This is a genomic window from Photobacterium sp. BZF1 (assembly GCF_014349205.1).
Classification (GTDB): domain Bacteria; phylum Pseudomonadota; class Gammaproteobacteria; order Enterobacterales; family Vibrionaceae; genus Photobacterium.
Genome location: NZ_JACSOF010000113.1, coordinates 1 through 22188, shown reverse-complemented (window position 1 = coordinate 22188; position 22188 = coordinate 1). Strand labels below are relative to the sequence as shown.

Annotated in this window: 21 protein-coding genes and 1 pseudogene; 6 read left to right on the top strand and 16 right to left on the bottom strand. The window is 46.3% G+C overall.

Going from position 1 to position 22188, the window contains the following annotated elements:
- Positions 1–202, top strand: a 202-nt coding sequence (locus tag BIZ37_RS30300) for a hypothetical protein (RefSeq protein ID WP_222939773.1), incomplete at its 5' end; no start/stop codon positions are given.
- On the opposite strand, the gene BIZ37_RS21515 is transcribed toward BIZ37_RS30300, so the two are convergent.
- Positions 186–608, bottom strand: a complete 423-nt coding sequence (locus tag BIZ37_RS21515) for a septal ring lytic transglycosylase RlpA family protein (RefSeq protein WP_187463254.1) — start codon at positions 606–608, stop codon at positions 186–188. The two genes, BIZ37_RS30300 and BIZ37_RS21515, sit on opposite strands and share 17 nt — an antisense overlap.
- Positions 609–939: 331 nt before the next feature.
- Here BIZ37_RS21515 and BIZ37_RS21510 point away from each other — a divergent pair, with 331 nt between their 5' ends.
- Both BIZ37_RS21510 and BIZ37_RS21505 read left to right on the top strand, forming a co-directional pair.
- Positions 940–2307, top strand: coding sequence for an MATE family efflux transporter (locus tag BIZ37_RS21510; RefSeq protein ID WP_187463253.1), 1368 nt, complete (start codon positions 940–942; stop codon positions 2305–2307).
- Between the two features lie 196 nt (positions 2308–2503).
- Positions 2504–3418 carry a DUF2971 domain-containing protein gene (locus tag BIZ37_RS21505; protein WP_187463252.1) on the top strand — a complete coding sequence of 305 codons (915 nt, stop codon included), beginning with the start codon at positions 2504–2506 and terminating at the stop codon, positions 3416–3418.
- 57 nt (positions 3419–3475) lie between these two features.
- On the opposite strand, the gene BIZ37_RS21500 is transcribed toward BIZ37_RS21505, so the two are convergent.
- From BIZ37_RS21500 to rlmC, 4 genes and pseudogenes are all read right to left on the bottom strand, one after another.
- Positions 3476–4465, bottom strand: a complete 990-nt coding sequence (locus BIZ37_RS21500) for a linear amide C-N hydrolase (protein ID WP_187463251.1) — start codon at positions 4463–4465, stop codon at positions 3476–3478.
- Positions 4466–4554: 89 nt separating this feature from the next.
- Positions 4555–5445 (bottom strand): LysR family transcriptional regulator, encoded by an 891-nt coding sequence (locus BIZ37_RS21495; protein WP_187463250.1) that lies wholly within the window; start codon positions 5443–5445, stop codon positions 4555–4557.
- Positions 5446–5546: 101 nt separating this feature from the next.
- Positions 5547–5939: a DUF4345 domain-containing protein gene (locus tag BIZ37_RS21490; RefSeq protein WP_187463249.1), complete on the bottom strand. Its 393-nt coding sequence runs from the start codon at positions 5937–5939 to the stop codon at positions 5547–5549.
- Positions 5940–5986: 47 nt separating this feature from the next.
- Positions 5987–7132, bottom strand: a pseudogene (gene rlmC / locus BIZ37_RS21485) (23S rRNA (uracil(747)-C(5))-methyltransferase RlmC); the annotation flags it as partial.
- 242 nt (positions 7133–7374) lie between these two features.
- On the opposite strand from rlmC, the gene BIZ37_RS21480 reads away from it, so the two are divergent.
- Entirely contained in the window at positions 7375–8382 is a 1008-nt protein-coding gene (locus tag BIZ37_RS21480) for a zinc-binding alcohol dehydrogenase family protein (RefSeq protein ID WP_187463247.1), read from the top strand.
- 79 nt (positions 8383–8461) lie between these two features.
- On the opposite strand, the gene BIZ37_RS21475 is transcribed toward BIZ37_RS21480, so the two are convergent.
- Both BIZ37_RS21475 and BIZ37_RS21470 read right to left on the bottom strand, forming a co-directional pair.
- Positions 8462–9409: a LysR family transcriptional regulator gene (locus BIZ37_RS21475; protein ID WP_187463246.1), complete on the bottom strand. Its 948-nt coding sequence runs from the start codon at positions 9407–9409 to the stop codon at positions 8462–8464.
- Between the two features lie 109 nt (positions 9410–9518).
- Positions 9519–10658 carry a ParB/Srx family N-terminal domain-containing protein gene (locus BIZ37_RS21470; RefSeq protein WP_187463245.1) on the bottom strand — a complete coding sequence of 380 codons (1140 nt, stop codon included), beginning with the start codon at positions 10656–10658 and terminating at the stop codon, positions 9519–9521.
- A gap of 336 nt (positions 10659–10994) precedes the next feature.
- On the opposite strand from BIZ37_RS21470, the gene BIZ37_RS21465 reads away from it, so the two are divergent.
- Positions 10995–11273, top strand: coding sequence for a hypothetical protein (locus BIZ37_RS21465; RefSeq protein ID WP_187463244.1), 279 nt, complete (start codon positions 10995–10997; stop codon positions 11271–11273).
- Positions 11274–11352: 79 nt separating this feature from the next.
- Here BIZ37_RS21465 and BIZ37_RS21460 read toward each other — a convergent pair whose 3' ends face one another.
- From BIZ37_RS21460 to BIZ37_RS21445, 4 genes are all read right to left on the bottom strand, one after another.
- Positions 11353–12666 (bottom strand): DUF1501 domain-containing protein, encoded by a 1314-nt coding sequence (locus BIZ37_RS21460; RefSeq protein WP_187463243.1) that lies wholly within the window; start codon positions 12664–12666, stop codon positions 11353–11355.
- A 12-nt stretch (positions 12667–12678) separates the two neighbouring features.
- Entirely contained in the window at positions 12679–14226 is a 1548-nt protein-coding gene (locus BIZ37_RS21455; protein ID WP_187463242.1) for a DUF1800 domain-containing protein, read from the bottom strand.
- A gap of 414 nt (positions 14227–14640) precedes the next feature.
- Positions 14641–15393, bottom strand: a complete 753-nt coding sequence (locus tag BIZ37_RS21450; protein ID WP_187463241.1) for a DsbA family protein — start codon at positions 15391–15393, stop codon at positions 14641–14643.
- Between the two features lie 47 nt (positions 15394–15440).
- On the bottom strand, positions 15441–15821 hold the full coding sequence (locus BIZ37_RS21445) for a hypothetical protein (RefSeq protein WP_187463240.1): 381 nt from the start codon (positions 15819–15821) through the stop codon (positions 15441–15443).
- A 290-nt stretch (positions 15822–16111) separates the two neighbouring features.
- Between BIZ37_RS21445 and BIZ37_RS21440 the strand changes: the two genes are divergently transcribed.
- Positions 16112–16756 (top strand): outer membrane beta-barrel protein, encoded by a 645-nt coding sequence (locus BIZ37_RS21440; protein WP_187463239.1) that lies wholly within the window; start codon positions 16112–16114, stop codon positions 16754–16756.
- 124 nt (positions 16757–16880) lie between these two features.
- On the opposite strand, the gene BIZ37_RS21435 is transcribed toward BIZ37_RS21440, so the two are convergent.
- From BIZ37_RS21435 to ihfA, 5 genes are all read right to left on the bottom strand, one after another.
- On the bottom strand, positions 16881–18692 hold the full coding sequence (locus tag BIZ37_RS21435) for a M3 family oligoendopeptidase (RefSeq protein WP_187463238.1): 1812 nt from the start codon (positions 18690–18692) through the stop codon (positions 16881–16883).
- A 43-nt stretch (positions 18693–18735) separates the two neighbouring features.
- Positions 18736–19497: a vitamin B12 ABC transporter ATP-binding protein BtuD gene (gene btuD, locus BIZ37_RS21430; protein ID WP_187463255.1), complete on the bottom strand. Its 762-nt coding sequence runs from the start codon at positions 19495–19497 to the stop codon at positions 18736–18738.
- Between the two features lie 36 nt (positions 19498–19533).
- A complete protein-coding gene (gene btuC, locus BIZ37_RS21425; RefSeq protein WP_187463237.1) occupies positions 19534–20526 on the bottom strand; it encodes a vitamin B12 ABC transporter permease BtuC in 993 nt (330 codons plus the stop codon).
- A 91-nt stretch (positions 20527–20617) separates the two neighbouring features.
- A complete protein-coding gene (gene astE, locus BIZ37_RS21420; protein WP_255526853.1) occupies positions 20618–21673 on the bottom strand; it encodes a succinylglutamate desuccinylase in 1056 nt (351 codons plus the stop codon).
- A gap of 195 nt (positions 21674–21868) precedes the next feature.
- A complete protein-coding gene (gene ihfA, locus BIZ37_RS21415; protein ID WP_187463235.1) occupies positions 21869–22165 on the bottom strand; it encodes an integration host factor subunit alpha in 297 nt (98 codons plus the stop codon).
- Positions 22166–22188 lie beyond the last annotated feature (23 nt).

Below are 22188 nucleotides of genomic sequence, written 5' to 3'. Positions count from 1 at the left end.
CCATTTGGTTTTTTTTTTATCAAGAAGTAAAAAGACAAACCACATCTATCGTAATGAAATAAAATATAAAGTTTTAGACTTATCCCTCCCCTTCATCAGTATCTTGTGTACGATCTCTATCCTGATCACTTACTTGCGCAGCAGCATTGCTGCACAAGTAAGCCTAGAGTCATTTGATGAGAAGATTAGTGCTTATACCTAAAGGTATTACTATCATCAATAATTTCAATTTTGACCTGCGCCAAGCCTTTATTGATATCACCTATTTGAGCAAATGACCTATGTGAAAGATCAATGACTCGGCCTTTAGCAAAAGGGCCACGATCGTTGATTTTAACATCTACAGATTTGTTATTAGCGGTATTTGTCACCCTCACGATAGTCCCGAAAGGTAAGGTTCGATGGGCCGCTGTATTGGCTCTCATATTAAACCGCTCACCACTTGCAGTAAGCTTGCCGTGGTATTTATTACCGTACCACGAAGCTTGGCCAGCAAGCTGGTGTGACTTGGCATAGCTACGTGTTTTTTCATCAACTGCCGTCGTTGACGAACAACCTGCAAGCAAAGTAAAGATAAGAGCTGTAAAAAGGAGTTTGAATTTTGTCATGTCGTGTTTGTCTGTGACTTATTAAAGGGTTAAAGCGCGCACAATGCAAAAATATGCTCATCAGAGATGATCCACCCATTTTGCCATGAGCTGTGTCCCTTTTGGTCAAGGTTAGGAAAGACTTTGGAGTAAAAACAATAAATTCACTATAAAGACTAGTACTCAGCTTAGATTAAATGCAACTAAACGCCCCTATGACTTTAAGCACCAAACTATTTTTCATTGAGTAACAAAATGAAATAAATACCGCATTGACCCTTGTGTCGTTCCAGACTTTATCCTCTCGAGCACTCCGTTAAACACAATCTTTCAGAAATTTAGGTGGTACAAAATGGGTGTTGGTTCTACTGACGGAATCGATCTTGAAAATAAAAGTATAGGAATGGCGCTGACCAAGTTCGCCGTGCCTTCTATCTTGGCCGTATGGGTCTTCGCACTCTATACCATGGTAGATGGAATGTTCGTCGGTCGAGGGGTTGGCCCCGAAGCGCTGGCTGCGGTGAACTTGTCACTCCCTTTCATCAATATCATGTTTGCCATTTCCATCCTGATCACTATCGGCGCGGGTACACTGGTCGGTAAGCTCAAGGGGGAAGGGAAAATTGGTCAAGCAAGCGAAATCTTCTCCCAGGCTATTTACTTCTTAGCTGGGTTCGGTGCGCTAGTGTGCTTCCTGGCTTTCATTTTCGTCGAGGATGTTGCCTACCTGATGGGTGCGCGTGGCGAGTTGATCCCTATGGTTGCCGAGTATCTGGGTACCCTGCTGTTTTTCCAAACCTTCTATCTGATGGCCTATTCCATGGAAGTGTTTGCGAAAATTGATGGTTTCCCACAACGTGAACTTGCCGCCATTTTGTGCGCTGCCGTGACCAATATCATCTTGGACTATGTGTTCATTATTCAATGGGGCTGGGGTCTTCGTGGTGCTGCTATCGCAACAGGTTCAGCGCAAATGCTGCAAATGTGTTTGCTCATTCTTCACTACCGTAGCCGCTCGAGTAACCTGCGCTTTGTTAAAGTGATGCCTAAGCTCAAGAACATTATCCAGTATGTGAAGATCGGTACCCCTGACTCAATTACCGAGATGTCTGCCGGCTTCGTGCTGATGGCATTCAACAATGCAATCTTGTTCCATTACGGTACCGCCGAACTGTCTGCGTTCAGTGTTATTGGTTACATCAACAACTTCATGCTGATCACCTACATTGGCCTGACCCAAGGTATGCAGCCGATTGTTACCTTCTCGCGTGGTAAGAAAGATCACGGCAGTATCCTTGCGGTTGCCCTGCTGACGGTAAAAGTCGCCCTGTTGATTGGTGGTATGTCAGCGCTAGTCGTATTCTTCTTCGGTGACAACATTGCAATGGGCTTCCTAGAAGATCCGGAACTGGTTGCTATGTCTCACCAGTATATGAAGATATTCTCGCTCGGCTTTATCTTTATGGGGGTCAACACGGTTATCTCTGGCTTCTTTACAGCTCTGGAAGCACCTAAGCGTGCAGGCCTTATCTCGCTAATGCGCGGCTTCATTATGGTTATGCTGTTCCTATCACTGCTTCCGATGTTCTTTGGCTCAGATTCCATCTGGTGGGTAACGGGCGCGGCAGAATTAGTCACCGTATTCGTAGCTATCATCATGTTCGCCAGGAAGATCAGCTTCCACCGTATCGGTCAGCCTGTTGGTGCTACGACCTCATAATCAATCACCGCATAATCAACCAAACTCCCTCTCGCAGGCTTTCCTGTGGGAGGGAACTGATTCGCTACACCTCCCCTCAATTTCTTCCATCCAATAATCTTGATTACGGTTAACAATTTTCCATGATTTGATTTGACCTTATTTCACTGGCGCGAGTAAGGTTTAAGTAACACATAATAAAAATAAGGCGCTAATTGTGGATGGGAATACGCTGTTTCATTATACCTCTACAGATGGATTACTGGGCGTTATGCTCAACAAGGAGATCTGGTTTACCGACTATCAGTTCTTGAATGACAAAGGTGAGTTTAAAAAGGCGTTGCACGCCCTCACTGCTCGACTGCGTGACTCGGAATACGCCCCGTGCAATAGCGTCCTTGAAATGTTCCTGCACCAAATCGAAACCCTGCATTCCATGTGCGTCTGTTCTTTTTCCGGTACCAGTGACTCACTCACCCAGTGGCGCTTTTATGGTGATGACTGTCGGGGAAGTTGTATTGGCTTTCGCTCCGATGTGCTAAAGAACAACACCAGTGACAGCCCCACAATGACCACATCCTCCCATTATTTCAGCGGCACCCTAATGCTGAGTGAAACATTCAAATGCAGTTACCAACCGCTGCACAGCTACATTGATGAAACCCTTCATCAGTTCAAAGAGTTATTTGATTACTTCAATACCTTGGAATTACCGGATCAACGAGAGCAGCAATACGCGCTGGAAGCCTTGGCCCCCCACTACAAATCAGCATTATTTTCGCTACTCAAGAGGCTATTTGCCTGGAAACACCACGACTTTATCAACGAAGACGAATCGAGGGCTATCGCGTTAGTCCCGCTCTGTGAACTGAGCTACCGGGTCAACCGGAACTTGATCACCCCCTACTACAAACGAACCCTAGAAGATGTGTTTTCGATGGAGTCAATCAAGGTGATTATCCTCGGCGCAAAATCCGACAGGAGAAATTCACTGGCCATTTCTAGTTTGACTTCGCAATACGGTGAACAGGCCTTGCTATGGGGTGCCAATGCCAAAGAGTTATCAGAGATAAGGCCAGAGACCTATGAAGATGTCGGCCAGTGTGCAAGGCATAAGACGCAATATAATTAACACCAGTCTTAACCCGCTTAATTAAAAAGGCCTCTCAGTTGAGAGGCCTATGTTCATTTACAGCTGAACCATAAAAGACTTATCGAGAGGAATACGGAACTCCTTGCCCATCATGTCGTAGACATTGAAGCGGACAGTATTCCAGTTATCTTCAAAATTATACTCAAACACACTGTCACCGGTTTCAAGGCTCTGGGTTAGGGTCCACTCTGTCGCGTAGCCCATCATGCCATTACCAAAATCCATATAAGGTGCGTCGGCAGGTACTCGGTATGGCACTGTCGATAGTTTCATCATACCGTTATGGACACTCGTAGGTTCAGTCAATTTGCTCATGAAGTAACTCGCATGCACGTAACGGCTGTGGGCATTACCATTACCGATAGAACCGTAGTCTGTATCACGGTCTGCATCTACCCAACGGGATTCAACCTCTTTACGCATATCGATATGCTGCTGCAGGGAAGGATCGTTGGTCATTACCATCGCATCTTCACCACGGTAGGTATGTAGTCCATCTTCGTCCATCTCAATAACTAGACGGTCACCACTTTTATCCGTTACCGACCAGTGCAAGTTCATTTCCATCGGCATGCCTTCAAGGCTCAGGCGGCCAAAATCAAGATCCGGGAGCGCTTTGACGACTTCTTCAACCGAGGCATAATTGGCTAGCAGGTACTCACCGAAAGTGAACTGGGTGATTTGCGAACTCTTGGTGGCAGGTTCCATCACCATTGATGGGTAGAACAAGGTGTTCACCTGCAAGCCTTCACTGTTTACACCGTCACCGACTAATTCACCGTAGGCGAAAACGGCAACAACATCATATTTAACCTGATACTCATCGCCCATCCCATTACCTTGGATAGAGCGCATTTCCCCTTTGTTGATATTGCCCAATACAGGTTTGGTCGATTCAACCCAGTCCATGGTGCGGGTTGTCATGGTGCCCAGATCGGTATTCCACGCAATAGAGGTACAGGCATCGGCAACACTGGATAGTGAACCAGCGACAAGGACAGCGAGGGCAAGTGTCTTATATTTCATGTTTGCTCCAATTTCACGTTTAGTTATGTCATTGACTTTAAAACGACAATACAAAACGTAGAAATCAGGTCATGAGGATTTGATCCTCATTAGATACCATAATCATGGCTATGTTGGCGGAGCAGGGCTATCGCCTCTTTGGCCACCGGACCGAAGAAGGCGTTTCGTTGCCAAATATTGAGTGGAAACTGCAAGGTACTGTTGATTTCATCCAGTTCAATGGTGGCCAATTGCCCGGATTGCACATGTGGTTCGGCACAATGTCGTGGCACGATGGCCCACCCTTCCCCACTGAGAAGCAAATGCATCAGCACGTCAATGCTGCTGATTTCTTCGGCGTGGTTCGACAAGGTGAGTGTCTTGGCGAGGCCTGAAGTTATGTAGTCTTCAAGCAATAGCTGCCTTGCCCGCTTCAGTGCTTTGAGATCAGTGAGTTGGTTATATTTCATATAATCAGGCGTTGCACAGAGCACGAAAGGCATATTGAGCAAATAAGTAAACTGGATGAAGGTTGTCGCCTGACCTGAGGGGACTAACATGATTGCCATATCAGCCTCCCCTTCACTGAGAGCTATCCTCACATCCTCAATATTTTTTTGTCGCCAATGGACCTTAACCATAGGGAACTTAGTACGAACGCCTTTCATCACATCGGTAATTAGCCCCATCGGCACCAGCGAACTGTGGTATATGGTGATCTCACTTTCTATCCCCCGCTCACGGTTTTGGCACAACTGCTCAAATGACCGGGTCGTCTCTGCCAAATTTTTTGCATGTTGATAGAGTACTTGGCCTTCTTCCGTAAGCTGGGGATAGCGACTGGTACGGTCAAAGAGTTCCATATTGGTTTCGATTTCTAGGTTAGTTACCACTTGGCCTAAAGTTGTACGGTGCTTTCCCAGTTGCTTCGCTGCGGCGCTGAAAGAGCCACAATCTGCAACGGCAATAAAAGCTTTTATTTGTTCATAGCTGATATTCATACAACCTTCACTTAGTCCACACTCTACCCAAAAATCTTAGCCACCAATTACCACTTAAATATATCGCTAAAAAGCAGAATACCCACTGAATTATGTATGACTTACTGTCTTATTTCCTGGCTCTCTTGTTTAATCATTTTAATTCCGACAATGGCAAATCCAAGCTCCAAGAAGAGATAGACAACCAACAACCAATGCGGTATTCCATCGACAATTAAACTGCCTACCCGGCCTATTGCCAATCCCAGCATAAATATAACTAGGCTATACAACGCGTGAAGCTTGTACTTTTGGGTTAAAGCTCCCACCAGCCAAAACAAAGCTAAAGCCATATACAGCCCCATAATGGCACGAAATATATGAGTAACATTTGTTGGGGTAGCATCGATATCAAACAGGTAACGCAGTGATATTTCTGGAGCAACACCGTAAGAAAGGGAAATGGGCGTCAATCCACATGCTGCAACCAGTAAAAATATACTTTGTGGTTTCATAGTGTTTTTGAGTTAATCAAACAATGCCAACAAGCATAGTCGGTGTTTTATGCAACCGTCACTGGATGACTCAATAACACCACCACTTCCACATGTTCCGTATGGGGAAACATATCAAACCACTGTAACTGCTTAACCTCATACGGCTGCAAATTGAGTAAGTCCTGCTTCAATGTCTCAGGATTACAACTGGAGTAAATAATATAGCTCGGCGCCAATGAGATAAGTTGCTCGGTTAATGCTTGCCCCAGCCCACGACGTGGCGGGTTAACCAACACCAACTCAGGTGCACGCCCTTGCAACTGGGAGAATTGGGCAGAATCCAATGCATCAAACTCGAGGTTATTAATTCCAATCTGTGCCGCTGAAAACTTGGCACTAGCAATCGCTTCAGGTTCAATCTCGATGCCCACAGCACGCTCGACATCACCTGCACAGTGCAAGGCAAAGCCACCTACGCCGCAGAATAAATCCCACATAGAACGAGGGGCAAGTTCCCTGACCCACTGACGCGCCGTCGCATATAGTTGCTCTGCAACCTTCGGGTTGGTCTGGAAAAAGCTCTTTGGCCGGATCACCAATGGTACACCGTTAAATTGTTCGACCAAATGCTGGGCATCGGTAAGGAATATCTCTTCCTCACCTTCCAAACGCGCCATATGAACTGGCTGTAGGTTCACCGATACAACCTTTATTTGGGGCCAATCAATAAGCAATTGCTCAATGTTTGCTTCAATCCGCGAAAGTGCATTTCGACTTTGCATCACAAACCTCAGCATGTACTCGCCCTTGCATTCAGTTCTGGTCAACAGGATGTATTTGAGTTCACCCTTCTTTTTCACCTTGTTATAAGGCGGAATACCCGCCACTCGAATCCATGTCTGCAAATAGGCCAATAATGCCTGCATGTCTTCTGGGTACAGTGGGCAATCACATAAACTAACTGGCTGGTTATTCGGACCATCTATCCCCAACACTGGCTGATGCGCAGCACCGAGCACAACCATTTTAGCCTTGTTGCGACATCCCGTTTCCTCACTGGCAACAACGGGTAGCCATTGCTGTGGCATGACAGTTGAGAGCAGTTGTTTAAGCTTTTCATCTTTTTGCTGGATTTGCTGCGGGTAAGGCATACCCGACAAGGAACAGGACTGGCAGCGCTGCTGCTCAAAGTGAGAACATTGCATGGAATTACGACTAGTGGAGAAAAGCCGCTAGTCTATTCCTTTCGCCGAAAAGCACCATTTGGGTTATGGATAGTCACAACAAGAAGAATTTATTGAAAAACGCCCCAGCCTTCTCCAGCCTGCGTAGCATAGAAATCCCATTTATATTATGGACAATAATATCCATAATCATTGGAGTTTCTGACTCTTTCCCACTACCTGCCAAACCTTCATTATACTTTTCATCAAACATACGGTTCGAGGTCATCATGAAAGCAGTCGGTTATCAGCGCAATCTACCAATCCAAGACGAAGCATCACTACAGGACATTACGTTAGACACGCCAACGGCGACAGGCCATGACTTGCTGGTTGAAGTTCAGGCTATCTCAGTTAACCCTGCGGATTATAAGATACGCCAAGGTGTGCCTGCTGAAGACGGTAGCTGGAAAGTTATTGGGTGGGACGCTACGGGTATCGTAAAAGCCGTCGGTGAGAATGTGACATTATTCAAGCCAGGCGACAAAGTCTGGTATGCCGGTGATATTTCTCGCTCAGGTAGCTATGCCGAAATGCAGTTGGTCGATGAGCGTATTGTTGGCAAGATGCCTCAATCTCTCTCTTTTGCTGATGCTGCTGCCCTGCCGCTCACTTCGATTACAGCGTGGGAACTGCTATTCGACCGCCTCAATGTCGTCAGAACAGACCCGAACAAACGTATTCTTGTCATCGGTGCTGCTGGCGGTGTTGGCTCAATTATGGTGCAGTTAATCAAGCAACTTACCGACCTAGAATTGATTGCAACCGCTTCCCGTCCCGAGACCATTGATTGGCTCAAGGACTTGGGTGCTGACCATATCATCAACCACCGCAACCCTTTGGGTGATGAGTTTGAAAAGCATGGCCTTGCTGAGGTTGACTATGTGGTGAGCCTCAACAACACCGAACAGCACATTGGTGAAATCGTAAAGGTCATCAAACCCCAAGGTCAATTTGCCTTGATTGATGATCCGGCATCGTTAGATATTGTTCCCTTCAAGACCAAATGTGTGTCGATTCATTGGGAATTAATGTTTACCCGTTCGCTGTTCCAAACAGAGGATATGCAAGAACAACATGAATTACTCAACGAAGTATCCGCGATGATCGACAATGGTGATATCAAGACCACTGTAGGTGATCACTTCGGTCAGATCAATGCAGCAAACCTTCGCAAAGCCCATGAGTTTTTGGAAACTGGCAAAGCGAAAGGCAAGATTGTATTGGAAGGGTTTTAAGCGATTACCCGAGTAGTATCAAATGAATCAACGGGCGCTCATTATGACATTGAGCGCCCGTTTTTATTATGGCTATTAACTAGCGATACATCGATGCATAGCCGAGCACATGGCTTACCCAGCGTGGTGGATCGCCAATGTCATCTTGGAATGCCTGAATAAACTCCCGTACCAGTGGGGTTTGCTTACGGTGTGGATATACTGCATACACCGCTTTGTCTTTGCTGGAGAGCACATAATCCGTCAGCAGGGTTACTATCCCCTGCTCGCCGATATTTTGGTTGAGGTTGTAAAGGTCAATCACCGCATAGCCCAAGCCATCCCTAACGCCAGCAACCATCATCCGCACGTCACTGACCTTGTAGCTGCCTTTCATCTTGTAGCTTTTGAAGTTGTCACCATGCGGGTTTTCACTTATCACTAATTGATCTAGGGTGGTATCGGCATTGCTGTAAATCACAGCAGGCAGTTCTACCAATTCTTCCGGCGTAGTTGGTCTGCCATGACGCTGCAAAAACGCTTCAGAGGCGATAATTGCAAAGTGGGTATTGGCAATTTTTTTTGCGATCAAGTTAGACTCTGCCAGCTTACCTATCCGGAAGGCCAAGTCGTAATGGTCGGCAATAATATCGGCCTTTTTATCATCCAGCGACAGAGTCACATTAACGTCAGGGTATTTCTGCATAAACTGGGAGATAACCGGTTGCAGGTACTCCTGACCAAGAAAAACCGGCGAGGTAATTTTAATTGTCCCTTTAGGGGTCGATTGGTAGGAATCAGCAATATTGTGAATGTTATTGAGCGTGTCTATCAGCACATGAGCCTGCCCCAGAATCTCTTCACCAGCCGGAGTGAGTGCAAACGAACGGGTTGACCGGTTTAGCAACTGAACCCCAAGGCTCGCTTCGAGCTTTTTGATTTGCTTGGAGAGCGAGGAGTTATCCATATCGTGCAGGGCGGCAGCTTTTGAAAACGATCCCTGTTGGACAACATCGAGAAACAGAGACAGCTGGTTGGTGATGGACATTGAGAACCCTTATCCATGGACGGTAAGACAGGTATTTTCAAGCATAACAAAACCATGGCGAAGAGAAAAAGCTAAGTGCCACAATCATCACCATTGTGGCACTTTAACGTTATCGGGATAAGTCGTAGCGGTTCTCGTAATCACTCAAAGTATTACAAGGGTATGGGAAGTCCTCGATATCAGTGCCGTTTTGATAGAACGCCCACCCCAGTTTACCGAGTTTTAATTTCCCTGCCTTGGCATCGTCTTCATCCCACTCACAAATAGTGTCTTCGATGATGCTTTGTGTATCGTTCAACCCTAGTTCCGGCAACTGTCCTAGCTCAGCGGTTGTTTTGCCGCTATCCCCCAGCACATAGTCGTCTGACAGGCTGACCATATAGCGTGAGGCATCAAGTACTACCTGTACATATTCTTCAATGGTATCGGCATCAGATACTTGAATAACATCGCGCAGTTCTTCTGCCCAGTAATATTCCAGGAATGGGATTGATGCTGCACTGCCTTTGTGCCAACCAATATCACGGGTATAGTAAACAAGCGCACGGTAATCATCGTTGATGAGGCCATTTGGATTTTCAGCACTCGCATACCCTAGGTCTTGTGGCAGATCGCTTGGCTCAATCGCATTACCGTTATCGAACAAATAGACATTTTTGGTTTCTTGCATCTTCTGCCAAAACGTTGCCATATCGGAGCGGGTGTTATCAGCATCAAAGGCGAAGTTTTCATCTACCCGAACCAATATTCGGGTGTCTTTGCCGCCACCTTCCATATCATGAAAACGGCTGAAAGTATGGTGGCCGTCCGTTAGGTAAAGGGCACCATCCGGTCCCACGATAACCGTGTTAACCCACCCCATAATGCGTTCTACACCGTTTTGGTCTTGAGATATTTCACCGTCAGATTCACGAGGGTCTTTACATCCAAAACTGTCAGGGTCGTTAAAGTCGCTGTTCTCATCGAAGAATTCTACGGAATCACGAAGGCCGTAGGTTTCACAAAATTCTTCAAAAAGTTTCTTTTGCTCAAGCTGCCAGCGGCCAAGCTTATAGCCATTCTGTAATTGGCCTATCGTCTTTTGCGTCGGCATAAGATCGCCAACACTTACCCAGTGTACTTCGCCAGCATTAAAGCGGAGATATTCTTCTTTGCCTTTTTCACCAAGGTTTATATTACCCTCATTGCTATTGCTGCTACATCCAGCCAAAAGACCTGCAACAACGAACGCCAATACCGCTTTTTTCATCTCAACCCTAAATCTATTTGATAGTAAAATTCGATAAAAAATACTAATTCAGTTTAATGACGTATTTCTTACAGAACCTTTAAAACCGATTGCTAAAGATAAGTAAAAAATTGACCTTAAATATCTGTTGTTCTCTATTTTTCACTAGCGTCATTTTACGTTGGGGGACAATATCTTTGATATGTGATGTACGTTTACAGCTATCACTCTATATGCACCATAAGTGCGTCAAATCAGCTCAGTGGTCATTACAATGGACAGTGTGGAAAAAATATTGCTGTTGAGACACCCAATGAATTGTATTGCTACCCAACAATGCATAAGGAAGCCACCAATATGTCTAGATTTTACGTATTTATCTTGCTTTTCCTATCTTCCTTCAAAGCCTATTCTATTGGCTTAAACTTCAATGATGTCGCCGATCAGGCGCTGCTGAGGCAAGTAACCACCATCGAGATTCTTTACGCCTTACAGCCTCACGTTAATTGGGAGGAAACCCAAACCTATCGGGCCCCTTCTAAATTAGACAATGGTAATGATATGTGTGCGTATCAAAATATCATGGAATGCGAGCAGAAGACCGAGATCCATTTTGCGATAAAGCTTTTCAATTAGACTTAATTTCTTTCTTGGGGAGAGTTGTCGCTCCTAATTTGGAGCGACATATACATTGCTTTGATACTTTGCCAAATACCTACTTCGACAAGAAAGGAATCGTTTTTTGGCTAAATGGTTCGAGAGAAGGAAATAAACTGTCAAAATCACCGTTAAATCCAAACCATTCTGCCAATGAAGCATTAACCTGATCGGCGGCGATCTCAGGGATCAAACGCCCATTGTTGTAGTCATATTCACTGCCCGGTGTTAAATCCGGCCACTTACCATAAGCCTTGCCCCCATTAACTGCACCGCCCATCACCAACTGGTGCCCTGCCCAACCATGGTCGGTGCCAGTATTATTCGCCATAAGGCGGCGACCAAAGTCCGACATGGTAAAGGTCGTCACGTTATCCAGCATGTTGATGCCTTTTAACTCTTGGTAAAAGTCGGCCATCGCATCAGAAAGTTGCTCTAATAGCGAATGATGGGCATTCTTTTGGTTATGGTGGGTATCAAAGCCGCCAAGACCAACAAAGTAAATTTGTCGGTGATGACCCATTTCAGCATGCTTTTCAATCAGCTTAGCTGTGGTGTGAAGCTGCTCACCCAATGACGAGCGAACCGTATCATCGTCTTCCTCTCCCAGCAGCCCAGCCAACTCTTCATTTTGCAAGTATCGGCTCGACATTACGTCGATATAGTTATCTTTGAACAGGTTATTGAACTGGCGATTGAAGTGATACTTCATCGCATCCAAACGCTCCCCCTGATCCAATCCATTGTATTTACCAGGACCACCACCGGTCATCACCATTTGCTCATAAACGTCATTGCGTAGCCATTTCTGCTCACCGTTCAACGACATCATTGGTGATAGGTCATGGGACATATAAACGCTTTCAACCATCCGCCCCGCCCAACCGAGTTTATCTTCCATGTTAAGAGCGCCGGACTGCCACATTTGTTGCTGGAGGTTATGCGCCATCAAAAAATCAGGGACAGAGTGTGGACTATCTTCTCCGATAATCGGCCCGATAAGCTGACCAGAGTTAACAATAACGGTGGCGTTGTTATCGCGATAGATATCTTGCAGGCTTTCCATGGCTGGGTGCAGCCCCAACCTTACCTGTGGCCGGTTGCCACCCGCTTCGGAGCTAATACCAATATCTACCAGTTGATGTTTTTCAATCGCCAAGGTCGGTCTTGCATCCCTGTACGTTTGGTAATGCTCATCTACCGGTACCACCATGTTGTAGGCATCGTTGCCGCCAAACAGAAAGATACAGACCAGCGCTTTAAACCCTTCCTCTCCAGCTACCGCTTGCTTACTGACAGACAAGCCCGGTACAGCCGATAAAGCGCCAAGTGCCGTTGAGCTTTTTAGAAAGTGGCGTCGTGACATTTTCATAATGGGTAACTCCTACTCTTGGCAACGAAAATCAGGGGAACATTGAATAGCAAACAGCGTGGCGAAGGTTCTTCTATCGGTGCCAATATTGTCAGCTGTCATCTCGGTAAGGAGGTTTTCTAGGTAGTGGTGTAAATCATCAGACATCAACCCAAAGAAGATCCGCTCGTTGATCCACTCCATATAACGTTCAGGATCATCCACTCTGTTTTCTAGCGGAGTTCGATCCCACGTCCATTGCTTTTGTGCTGTGTATCGATGGCTAAGAATAAGCCCCCACATTGCATTGGAAATTCGACGCATGGAATCCATCGTGTGAATATTGAATTCCGGAGCGGTAAGCTCTTTATTGGCAATCTCGCCTTTCGGGGCGTAATCAGGCTCATAAAAATTAAATACGCTCGGGGCCTGCAATGGTGCTTGACCGAAGTTATTTTGAAGCCCCGGGAAATCCCACCAACGGCGAGAGTCATTACTCTTCACGTTCAATGCCCGGCAAAAGTTGGTCATCGCAATGACAGGCTCTTTAACCTTACCGAAGTTACGCGGATTAGAGCCAAAATTCTGGTGATCGGCCATCGCACGGCCTTCAAGCAAATCTACATCAAGAAGAATGGCTTTAATCACCGCCTTCATGTTGCCGCGCACACCTTCACCATCATCAATAAAGACCCGAGCTACCCGTTCGATATAGTCACGGCGTGGGTTACTGATGGTTAAGCGCTGAATTAACAGCCTTGAGATAAATACCGGCGTATTGGGGTGTTGGTACAAAATCAAAACGGCCTGATCCAGATCATCTGCTGCACTTTGACCGGCAACAAAATCAGAACCTAATACTGACTTTGCCCCATCATCATGCCAATCTGGATTATTTATCATGGACTTGGTGTTGCTGTTACTACCATCGGCGTCCTTGTCTTTGCGCCAGCCGGTCAATACCCGAGAGAGTTCTTCAACATCTTTCTGAGTATAAGTAGGGATCGGCTTGCCTTGATTATCTAATTTAGGCTGGCCATTGATATTTAATTGCCATAACCCAATAGAAAATAACTGCATCACTTCACGGGCATAGTTTTCATCCGGAAACGTATTATTTTGCTCGTTATGGGCGCGGCTTCCGTCAAGGGTCAAAAATTGCCCCATCGCAGGGTGCAAGGTCACTGCCTTTAATATTTCATCAAAACGCGAGAATGCATTTCTTACCAACACATCGTAATACGAAGCCAACCCTTCCCCACCAGGGCCACCATTATTCGACACCACAAATATCTGACTAAGGGCGAAGGCAACCCGTTGACGAAGCTGATCGCCTCCGGTTATAGAGCGTTGCCACCAGGCACTCATGCGTGCACTTTCGTTGAGTGGCTCCCCAGTATCTTCCGCCACTTTTCGAGCGAGGTTCAAATGCATATTTTGACGTGAAAATTGGTCTTCAAACCAACCCTCTATTCCGCCATCGAAATCAAGAAGCTTTTCGACATCGCCATTCTTAGGGCCAAACGTCGACCGATACAGGAACTTCGCCGCCTGAACCGGATCATTAATTGATGTTACCACTGCTCTTCCTTATTGATTTAGCCAGCGTCTTTACGCCTATTTCTTTAAGCGGCTAAATAATAAAAAGGGTGATAACAGCAAATGTTTATTTTCCGTCAATTCATTTATATTTGAATTGAGAATGGAAACAGGGTAACAAATAAAAAATTCTTACATTTAGTTATTTAAGAAATTAACACTTTCTTGAAGGGGCAGTGATAAAAGAGAAGGAAATGAGGGACTCTATTTTTCCGTTATCAACCTAATTGCACACGGATACTCTCAGGATATAACTCTGAACTGATCGGCGGTGATCTCAGGGATCAACCGCGCTCAGTTCCCGACGCATTAGCTATTTCTCGGTAACGAAAGTCAGTTGCGACCCCAACAATAAGGCGGGTTACACCCGCCTTATATTAGTCTTTAAGTAGATTGTTAACTTTTGCTTTGCTGCTGAGCGAGTTGTGCTTTTACAATTGGGCGTAACTGTTCAATAGGCATGTAACCCGGAATAATTTCCGTGCCCATGATCATTGCAGGTGTTCCCCGCAAACCTAATTCGCTAAACATCTGATAGTTCTTGTCTATCATTGCCCGAGTCTCATCTTGACGCGTTAAACTCCCCTCAGTACCGGTATGCTTGGCAATACGGCTTAAAGAGTTCTTATCATGCATTTGTGGACGTTTTACCAACAACTGATGCACTTGCTCATATGCATCTCTATTTTGCTGCCATACATTTAATGCGAATTCAGCTGAACTCGTTCCCAGCCCCTTGACGTCCTGCTGTTTAAGGGGAACGTAGATATTTACAACCCGAATATCATTCGGCATTTCCTCAACTAACTGCTCGAGTACCGGATCTAACTTCTTACAGTATGGGCAGTTATAGTCCGTGACATTAACAATGGTCAGTGCCGCATCGGCCTTGCCAATTGTCGTGTGCTGCGGGTTATTGTAAATCCAGTCCTGATATTTAGCCATCATTTCGGATTGACGGTTTTGCTGATCAAGGTAAAGATTCAAGCTTGTTAGCAAACCATCAATCAGGTCCGGGTTTTCAACTAAGACCGCTTCGATCTTCTCCAACTTCTCTTGCTGGTTTTGGTTTAGAGGCCCGGCAAAGCTAATAGACGAATACGAGAATGTCACAGCTGCCACTAGCGGCAGAATAATAGATTTTTTCATGTTTTTTCCTAGATTAAATACGTTAACAATTGAAAGTCATTAACGCTTTATTCCAGAAAACAGCAATGCCGCAAATGAAGCCGCGTCTTGAAAAAAATATACTCTTCAAAATAGCGGTAAAAATAGGCGACAGGTGCTGGCAACCACTCTATATCAAAATGGGTAAACAGAATAAGCGGTGGATCAGCGCCTTCACTAGAGAAAACCTGATAACGAATAAGCTTTTCACCCAGACTGCAGACACCTGTTTCACTGCCGCTATCCATCGGGGCTGAAGAAGTACGCTGCCATTCCGGCACGGTGCTCGCAGGCAAGCCGGAATCATCCAGCCTTAGTTGCAACGTAGAAGCAAAGCAAAACACGACTACAAAGCCGATAATGCCAATACTGGCTTTTGCCCTATTTATCAATTGCTGATAGCTATTCACGTTAATTATGCTACTTCTTCAAACCAAATACCCAAAGGTAAGGATTAGTCCCTTTCTGGCACATTAAGTTCCAACAGTGAGGATAAATTCCCTTCTCTTGCTACCATTTTGTTCTTATATCCCATCACACAGACACTGTACGCCGATTGTATTGAAATGTACGGATCACAAAAACACTATTGAACAGCGTTTTATTGATCGATACTATTCACCGCAACAATAAATGAGCGGGTTATGCCTAGCCCATAAGATATCTGGCTTTTAGCCTGTATGACATATTTAGGAAAATCATGAAAAAGTTAATGCTACTACCTTTGGCTGCACTTGTCGGTGCTTCTTTCGCTGCTAACGCTCAAGAGCCTATGACCCAGAACTTCGACTACATTTCTGGTGGTCTACAAATCAGTAAGTTCAGCGAAGACCTATTGTCTGAAGCCAACGCTAATGCTGGCGTTCTTTCAACAACTGATGGTGGTGCTGGTCTTTACCTACGTGGTAGCTGGAACTTCGCTGATAACTTCTTCGTTGAAACACGTGGTGATGCAGTAGCAGCCGACGATATGACCTTTTCAAATGGCCTGCTAGGACTTGGTTACTACATGCCAATGAACGACGACTTTACCGTGTATGGTTTGGCTGGTTTTGCCAACTCTCGTTACGATCTAGATGTGAAAACACCTTTTGGCACATTTGGCGGTAACGAAACCCAATCAGGCTTTACAGGTGAACTTGGTGCCCGCTACCAGATTATGGATCGCTGGATGATTGAACCTGCTGTTCGCTTTGCAGCGTACGATGACACCATGTACGAGCTTCGTCTTGGCAACAACATCAAAATGACTGAACACGTTAGCCTTGAAGCTAACCTGTCTCGCAATGACTACGACGCTTTCGCTGAAACCAACTTCCAGCTAGGTGCTCGCTACAACTTCTAAGAGAACACCACGTTCTCGCTAGACATTCCTCTTTGGAGTTATTCGCTTTTGCTAGGTTAAAGCACGGCCTGTATTTACAGGCCGTTTTTTTATTTATCGTATTCCCTCAAGAAAAAAGGAAATACTATTTGCGGAAACCATTGAACTTGCCGATCACCGACGCCAACTCCTCGATTTGCTTGGCAACCATATCTACGCTCTGCTGCCAGAACGCAGGCTGACGGATATCCATGCTAAGGTGCTTCTCGACAACCTCTTCGGCAGTCATCGAACCGGTATCACGAAGCAAGGCTTTATAGTCGGTATAGAAACTATCCCCTTTCGCCTCACGCTGTGCATAGACCCCTTTACTGAACAAGTAACCGAACAGGTATGGGTAGTTATAAAAACTAATTTCAGCGATGCTAAAGTGCAGCTTGCTGGCCCAGAACATCTCGTTGGTCTCATCCATGGCGTCGCCGTACCACTCTTGCCAGGTTTCAGACATAAGTTTTTTCAGTTGGTCAGGGGTAAACTCCCCTTCCTTACGCTGCTCGTAATAAGCTTTCTCAAATTCGTAGCGTACCGGAATATTCACCATCAACGCCAACGCAGACTGCGCCTCTTCCCAAAGCATCAATAGCTTTTCCTGCTCGCTATCGGCTTTGGCCATCAAGGCATCACGCACAACGTTTTCAGCAAAAATCGAAGCCGTTTCGGCTAGCGTCATCGGGTAACGAGTTTGCACCAATGGCATGTCTTTCATTACCCAGTTGTGGAAAGCATGGCCAAGCTCATGCGCCAGCGTCAGTACATCCGACATACTGCCGCCCCAAGTCATAAAGACCAATGGGGTTCTGCTATCGGCAAATTTTGTGCAGTAGGCACCCAATCGCTTATTGGGCTGAGGAGCAGCATCGATTAGCTTTTTCTCCACCATCATATCGACGAAGTCAGCCATTTCCAGGTCAACCTCAGCAAATGCATCACGGATAATATCGATGCCTTGCTCAAAGCTGTATGAGGAGCAGTCCCCGCCGGACAAATCGGGCATAGACGCCATTTCATCCCAAGGTTTGAGCTTATCGGTGCCAAACAAACGCGCCATTTGCAAACCCGCCTTTTGGCCGATATGACGGTTCTCTTTGGCAACTGCCATCATGGCGTCCAAGGTAGCCTTTTCGATCCGGCTGGTATGCAAGCTCGGGGCAAGGAAGTGCACCTGTTGTGAGTGGCTACGCTTCTCGTATTCGGTAAGACGAGCTCCCGATAGGGCATTCAAAATGGCGGCAAAACTTTCCTGATGTGCTTCCATCGCGGCTGAAATAGCGCGCCAAGCAGGCTCCCTACGTAAGCTATCACTGCCATATAGAATACTCGCCGCTTGAGCTAATCCCATCCGCTCTTGCTGGCCATCAGGCAATTGCAAAGTGACCTTCAGGCTACCGGTAATATTGTCGTAGAGGCGTCCCCATGCCAGCTTGCCATCAACATCTAATGCAGTAAGAAGCTGCTCTTCAGCAACCGATAGCTGTTGAGGCTTTAACAAACGTTCCCGCTCTAGCAGGAAACGCCATGAAGATAACGCCTCTTCACCCTCACCCATTTCAAGCAAAGCATCAAACTCTTCAAGGCTTAATTTCACAATCGCTTGCATGAATGGCGTCATAGCCTGATCCAGCTGAGACTGCAGGACATTCACTTTGCCTAACAGTTTTTTGGCACTTTCATCGGCCGCATCTACCGATAGAATACAATTTACAAACGCACTGAGGGTCATCACCTTAACCCGTTCAGTTTGCTGTTTTGCCAGCGCTGAAGCCAACCCCTGCAAGGAGTTTGGATCCAACTTCGCCAACTGAGGAAACAATGCCTCTACGGCAGCAAGATCTTGTTCGATCTTCGGATCATTAAGGCTCTGGTATGCAATAGATAGATCCCAGCTCGGTGTATTCATTCGATCTCCTTGATGAGCAATGCCTGAAATTTGGTAACTAGCGTCAATCTGTAAACAATAGGCAAGATTTGCCTTCATGTTCAATCCGCTGAATTTGAGTAGCAAATACCGCCTCTAGCGTATCGACAGTCATGACATCTTGCGGCTTTCCTTTTGCTACACAAGAGCCATTGTTAAGCAAAATCACTTTATCAGCTTCCCTAAGACTACGGTTTAAATCATGGTTAGCCATAATGACCGCGATACCTTTCGCTGCTAATTGGCGGATAATTTTATACATGATAGCTTCCTGACCGATATCCAAAGCCGCAGCCGGCTCGTCAAGAAGAAGGAGCTCGGCATCAGGGTTGAGTGTCGGCCACACCTGAAGACAGGCGGCGGCTAGCCTGACCCGCTGCCATTCACCACCGGAGAGTTGCTGGATATTTCGGTTAAGCTTATCGGCAATTTTTAACGCGCCACAAACCTCATCTATCGCCTGCTGGACATCCTTGGCAGACAACTCGCCCAGTGGCGACAAAGCCAAAGACAGATAATGATAAACTCCTACCGCAAAGGCCGGCTTATCTTGCTGTGACAGATAACTGCGCATTCTCGCAAGCCGAGGAAGGTCGAGTTTATCCAGAGACTGTTCTGACAGCCTCACTTCCCCTTTAGCCTCAACCAAGCCTGATAGCATCGAGATAGCGCTGCTTTTACCGCTGCCGTTGGGACCGATGAGGTGAACGATTTCGCCGCGCCGCACCGAAAAAGAAACCGGTAGCAGTCGTGGAGGCATAGCCAAATTTTTGGCCTCGAGTACCACAGGCTGTGATTCGTATATTGTTTCCATCACCACCTCTTAATTAATCTGTGAACGCATTAGCATCCAGATAAACACTGGCGCGCCCAAGCTGGTGATCACCACACCTACCGGAAGCTCTGCGGCAGGTAACATCACCCGTGCAAGGGTGTCAGCCAAGGCCAGTAGCAGTGCACCGCATAACGCGGACAAAGGCAGTAAATATCGGTTTTCCGTCCCCAATGCCAAACGTAGTAAATGCGGCACGACTAACCCGATAAAGCCGATGACACCAGCCAATGCAACAGATGCCCCCACCAATAAGGAAACAACGAGAATCAAGCGCCATCGGCTTGCATCAACATCCAGCCCTAACTGCCTTGCCTGGTGCTCGCCGAGCATCAACAAGTCCAGCTTCTTGCCCTGAAGACAAAGCCACAGCAGCACAGGAGCGACAAATAGAAGCAGCGTCAGTTGCTGCCAACTTACCCCGGCCACACTTCCCATTAACCAATACATCAACATCCGAAGGTTTAGATCGTCGCTGAAATAAAAAGCCCAGGTGACAGCCGCTCCAGATAATATCCCCAAAGCGACACCGATAAGCAGTAACCTTGCCGTCGACACCCGTTTCCGACGGGACAGAACCACCAGTACCAGGGTAAACAAAAATGCCCCGATCATCGCCGCAACCATCATTAGAATTGGTGTCGGTGCGAATGGCAGCAAAAATAATAAGATTACGAGTGCCAGACTCGCACCGCCAGAGATGCCCAGCACGCCGGGCTCGGCCAGAGGGTTGCCCAGTAACACTTGAAGTACTGCGCCAGAGGCCGCCAAAGACGCGCCTACAGCCATTGCAGCCAATAAACGAGGCAACCGTAGCTGTATTAACAACTGCTGCTCAAGACCGCTCTGAGCCGACCAAGGCCAGATGAAAATTTCTCCCACGGAAAGCGCGAGAAAAGACGCAACAGATAATGCGATAAAAGCGCAGACAAAACCAATGCGCCATCGCGCTTGCCGGCGTGCAAGAAGATCATTTAACAGCATGAGTGAGAAGGCATAATAAGTAACAACGCCTTACCATACCGCCTCACTCAATAAATGAAAAGCCAACTTAGTGAACGGGGTAACAAAAAGGTTATGCCAGCGCTTGTACCTGCCCTTCTGGGCTGACATCGGTCTTCTTGACCATCAAGCAGGCTCGCTGGCCAATAGCCACATTGGGGTTAGGGAAAACCACCGCTTCGCCCTCTTCCAGCACATAGTATTCAATATCCTCATCGCGCCCGAGTAGGGTTCCCTGTGGATACATGGTGAAGTTAGCTTGGTCATCCGGGAAATTAAGCATAAAGTGTTCGCTCTGCTTCATCAGCGTGCGTGTCACTTTATACACTGCGAGCTTTTCTTCCTGCCACTGATAGCGAGGTGCTAATTGGGTAACTAATTCGACCATTGCTCGGTAAAAAGAGGACAAACGTTGCAAATCATTCTTGCCAAAAGGAGCCACTTTACCCAATTCCATTGTTAAGGCTTGTGCCCCAAAATACTCTGCGCTGTACCAGCTGAATGTTGGCGATGGGGAGTTTGACAATAATGCTGCTTCTATTTCACTGTGCTGTAGAAAAGCAAACAGTTCGCGCTGGCGTGTCTGGTGACTAGAATAAGGACTGACAGCAAATGTGTAATGCGCAGAATCACGAATGGCACAGTGCAGATCCAAATGCCAGCGAGACTGCTCATCCTTTTCACCTTGTTGGAAGAAATCCTTCACCGCCACTTGAAGTCTGTTTGCTCGGATGCAGTCAGGGTTAGTTGCAGGATTTTCAACCTTGAATAGTCGGTTCATGTTTTCATCGACAAAACGGCGATGTAGATTAATGGCTTCTGGATGGCCAATGATCACTAAAATGCGATGTACAGGTTGAATTTCGCCAGAAAGAATTTGTTCAATTAACCGCTGCAACAGTTCAATAGGGCTGGTTTCATCGCCATGCACCCCCGCTGACAGCACAATATCTTTTGCTGATGAAGAACCTGACATAGGGTCACCGCTAACCGGTGAAATTATTAGAATGCCCCTGCCCAGCAGCTCACAAGATATGCCCGATTCCATCTCCCAGCAGCCCGACTCTTCAGGCAGAGCCATATCTAATGTTGCCTCAAGAAACTTCCCTTCCTTTACTTGCTGTAGCATTCCCATCAACCACCTCCATGTTATTAGCTAATCCAGAGCTAATGGAATGCAGTCATTTTACCGCTACATAAATCACTTTGAAACCATACAAAAACATAAATTTAACATCAGGCACACAATTTCCTACTGACATAAAAAAGCCCAGGTAAGTTCTACACACCTTACCCGGGCTCTGTTCTGTCAATGAAGTCGCGGTTACTGTTCGATTTCGATATTTTCTACGCGAGCTTTTAGCTTTTGACCTGGACGGAAAGTCACAACACGGCGAGCAGAGATTGGGATATCTTCACCCGTTTTTGGATTTCTTCCCGGACGCTCGTTCTTGTCGCGAAGGTCAAAGTTACCAAAACCCGATAGCTTTACTTGTTCACCGTTTTCAAGCGCTTTTCTGATTTCCTCAAAGAAGACTTCCACCGTATCCTTGGCGTCCCGTTTGCTCAATCCAACATTTTCAAACAGGTTCTCAGCCAAATCGGCTTTTGTGAGCGCCATAGATAATTCCCTCAAGACTATAT

What these genes read in the sequence shown, in the direction of transcription:
- BIZ37_RS21510 (WP_187463253.1), top strand. Translation starts at nt 940, where the DNA reads ATGGGTGTTGGTTCTACTGACGGAATCGATCTTGAAAATAAAAGTATA.
- BIZ37_RS21435 (WP_187463238.1), bottom strand. Translation starts at nt 18,692, where the DNA reads ATGAATACACCGAGCTGGGATCTATCTATTGCATACCAGAGCCTTAAT.
- BIZ37_RS21495 (WP_187463250.1), bottom strand. Translation starts at nt 5,445, where the DNA reads ATGAATATCAGCTATGAACAAATAAAAGCTTTTATTGCCGTTGCAGAT.
- ihfA (WP_187463235.1), bottom strand. Translation starts at nt 22,165, where the DNA reads ATGGCGCTCACAAAAGCCGATTTGGCTGAGAACCTGTTTGAAAATGTT.
- BIZ37_RS21515 (WP_187463254.1), bottom strand. Translation starts at nt 608, where the DNA reads ATGACAAAATTCAAACTCCTTTTTACAGCTCTTATCTTTACTTTGCTT.
- BIZ37_RS21465 (WP_187463244.1), top strand. Translation starts at nt 10,995, where the DNA reads ATGTCTAGATTTTACGTATTTATCTTGCTTTTCCTATCTTCCTTCAAA.
- BIZ37_RS21490 (WP_187463249.1), bottom strand. Translation starts at nt 5,939, where the DNA reads ATGAAACCACAAAGTATATTTTTACTGGTTGCAGCATGTGGATTGACG.
- BIZ37_RS21460 (WP_187463243.1), bottom strand. Translation starts at nt 12,666, where the DNA reads ATGAAAATGTCACGACGCCACTTTCTAAAAAGCTCAACGGCACTTGGC.
- btuC (WP_187463237.1), bottom strand. Translation starts at nt 20,526, where the DNA reads ATGCTGTTAAATGATCTTCTTGCACGCCGGCAAGCGCGATGGCGCATT.
- BIZ37_RS21475 (WP_187463246.1), bottom strand. Translation starts at nt 9,409, where the DNA reads ATGTCCATCACCAACCAGCTGTCTCTGTTTCTCGATGTTGTCCAACAG.
- BIZ37_RS21440 (WP_187463239.1), top strand. Translation starts at nt 16,112, where the DNA reads ATGAAAAAGTTAATGCTACTACCTTTGGCTGCACTTGTCGGTGCTTCT.
- BIZ37_RS21450 (WP_187463241.1), bottom strand. Translation starts at nt 15,393, where the DNA reads ATGAAAAAATCTATTATTCTGCCGCTAGTGGCAGCTGTGACATTCTCG.
- astE (WP_255526853.1), bottom strand. Translation starts at nt 21,673, where the DNA reads ATGCTACAGCAAGTAAAGGAAGGGAAGTTTCTTGAGGCAACATTAGAT.
- BIZ37_RS21480 (WP_187463247.1), top strand. Translation starts at nt 7,375, where the DNA reads ATGAAAGCAGTCGGTTATCAGCGCAATCTACCAATCCAAGACGAAGCA.
- BIZ37_RS21470 (WP_187463245.1), bottom strand. Translation starts at nt 10,658, where the DNA reads ATGAAAAAAGCGGTATTGGCGTTCGTTGTTGCAGGTCTTTTGGCTGGA.
- BIZ37_RS21500 (WP_187463251.1), bottom strand. Translation starts at nt 4,465, where the DNA reads ATGAAATATAAGACACTTGCCCTCGCTGTCCTTGTCGCTGGTTCACTA.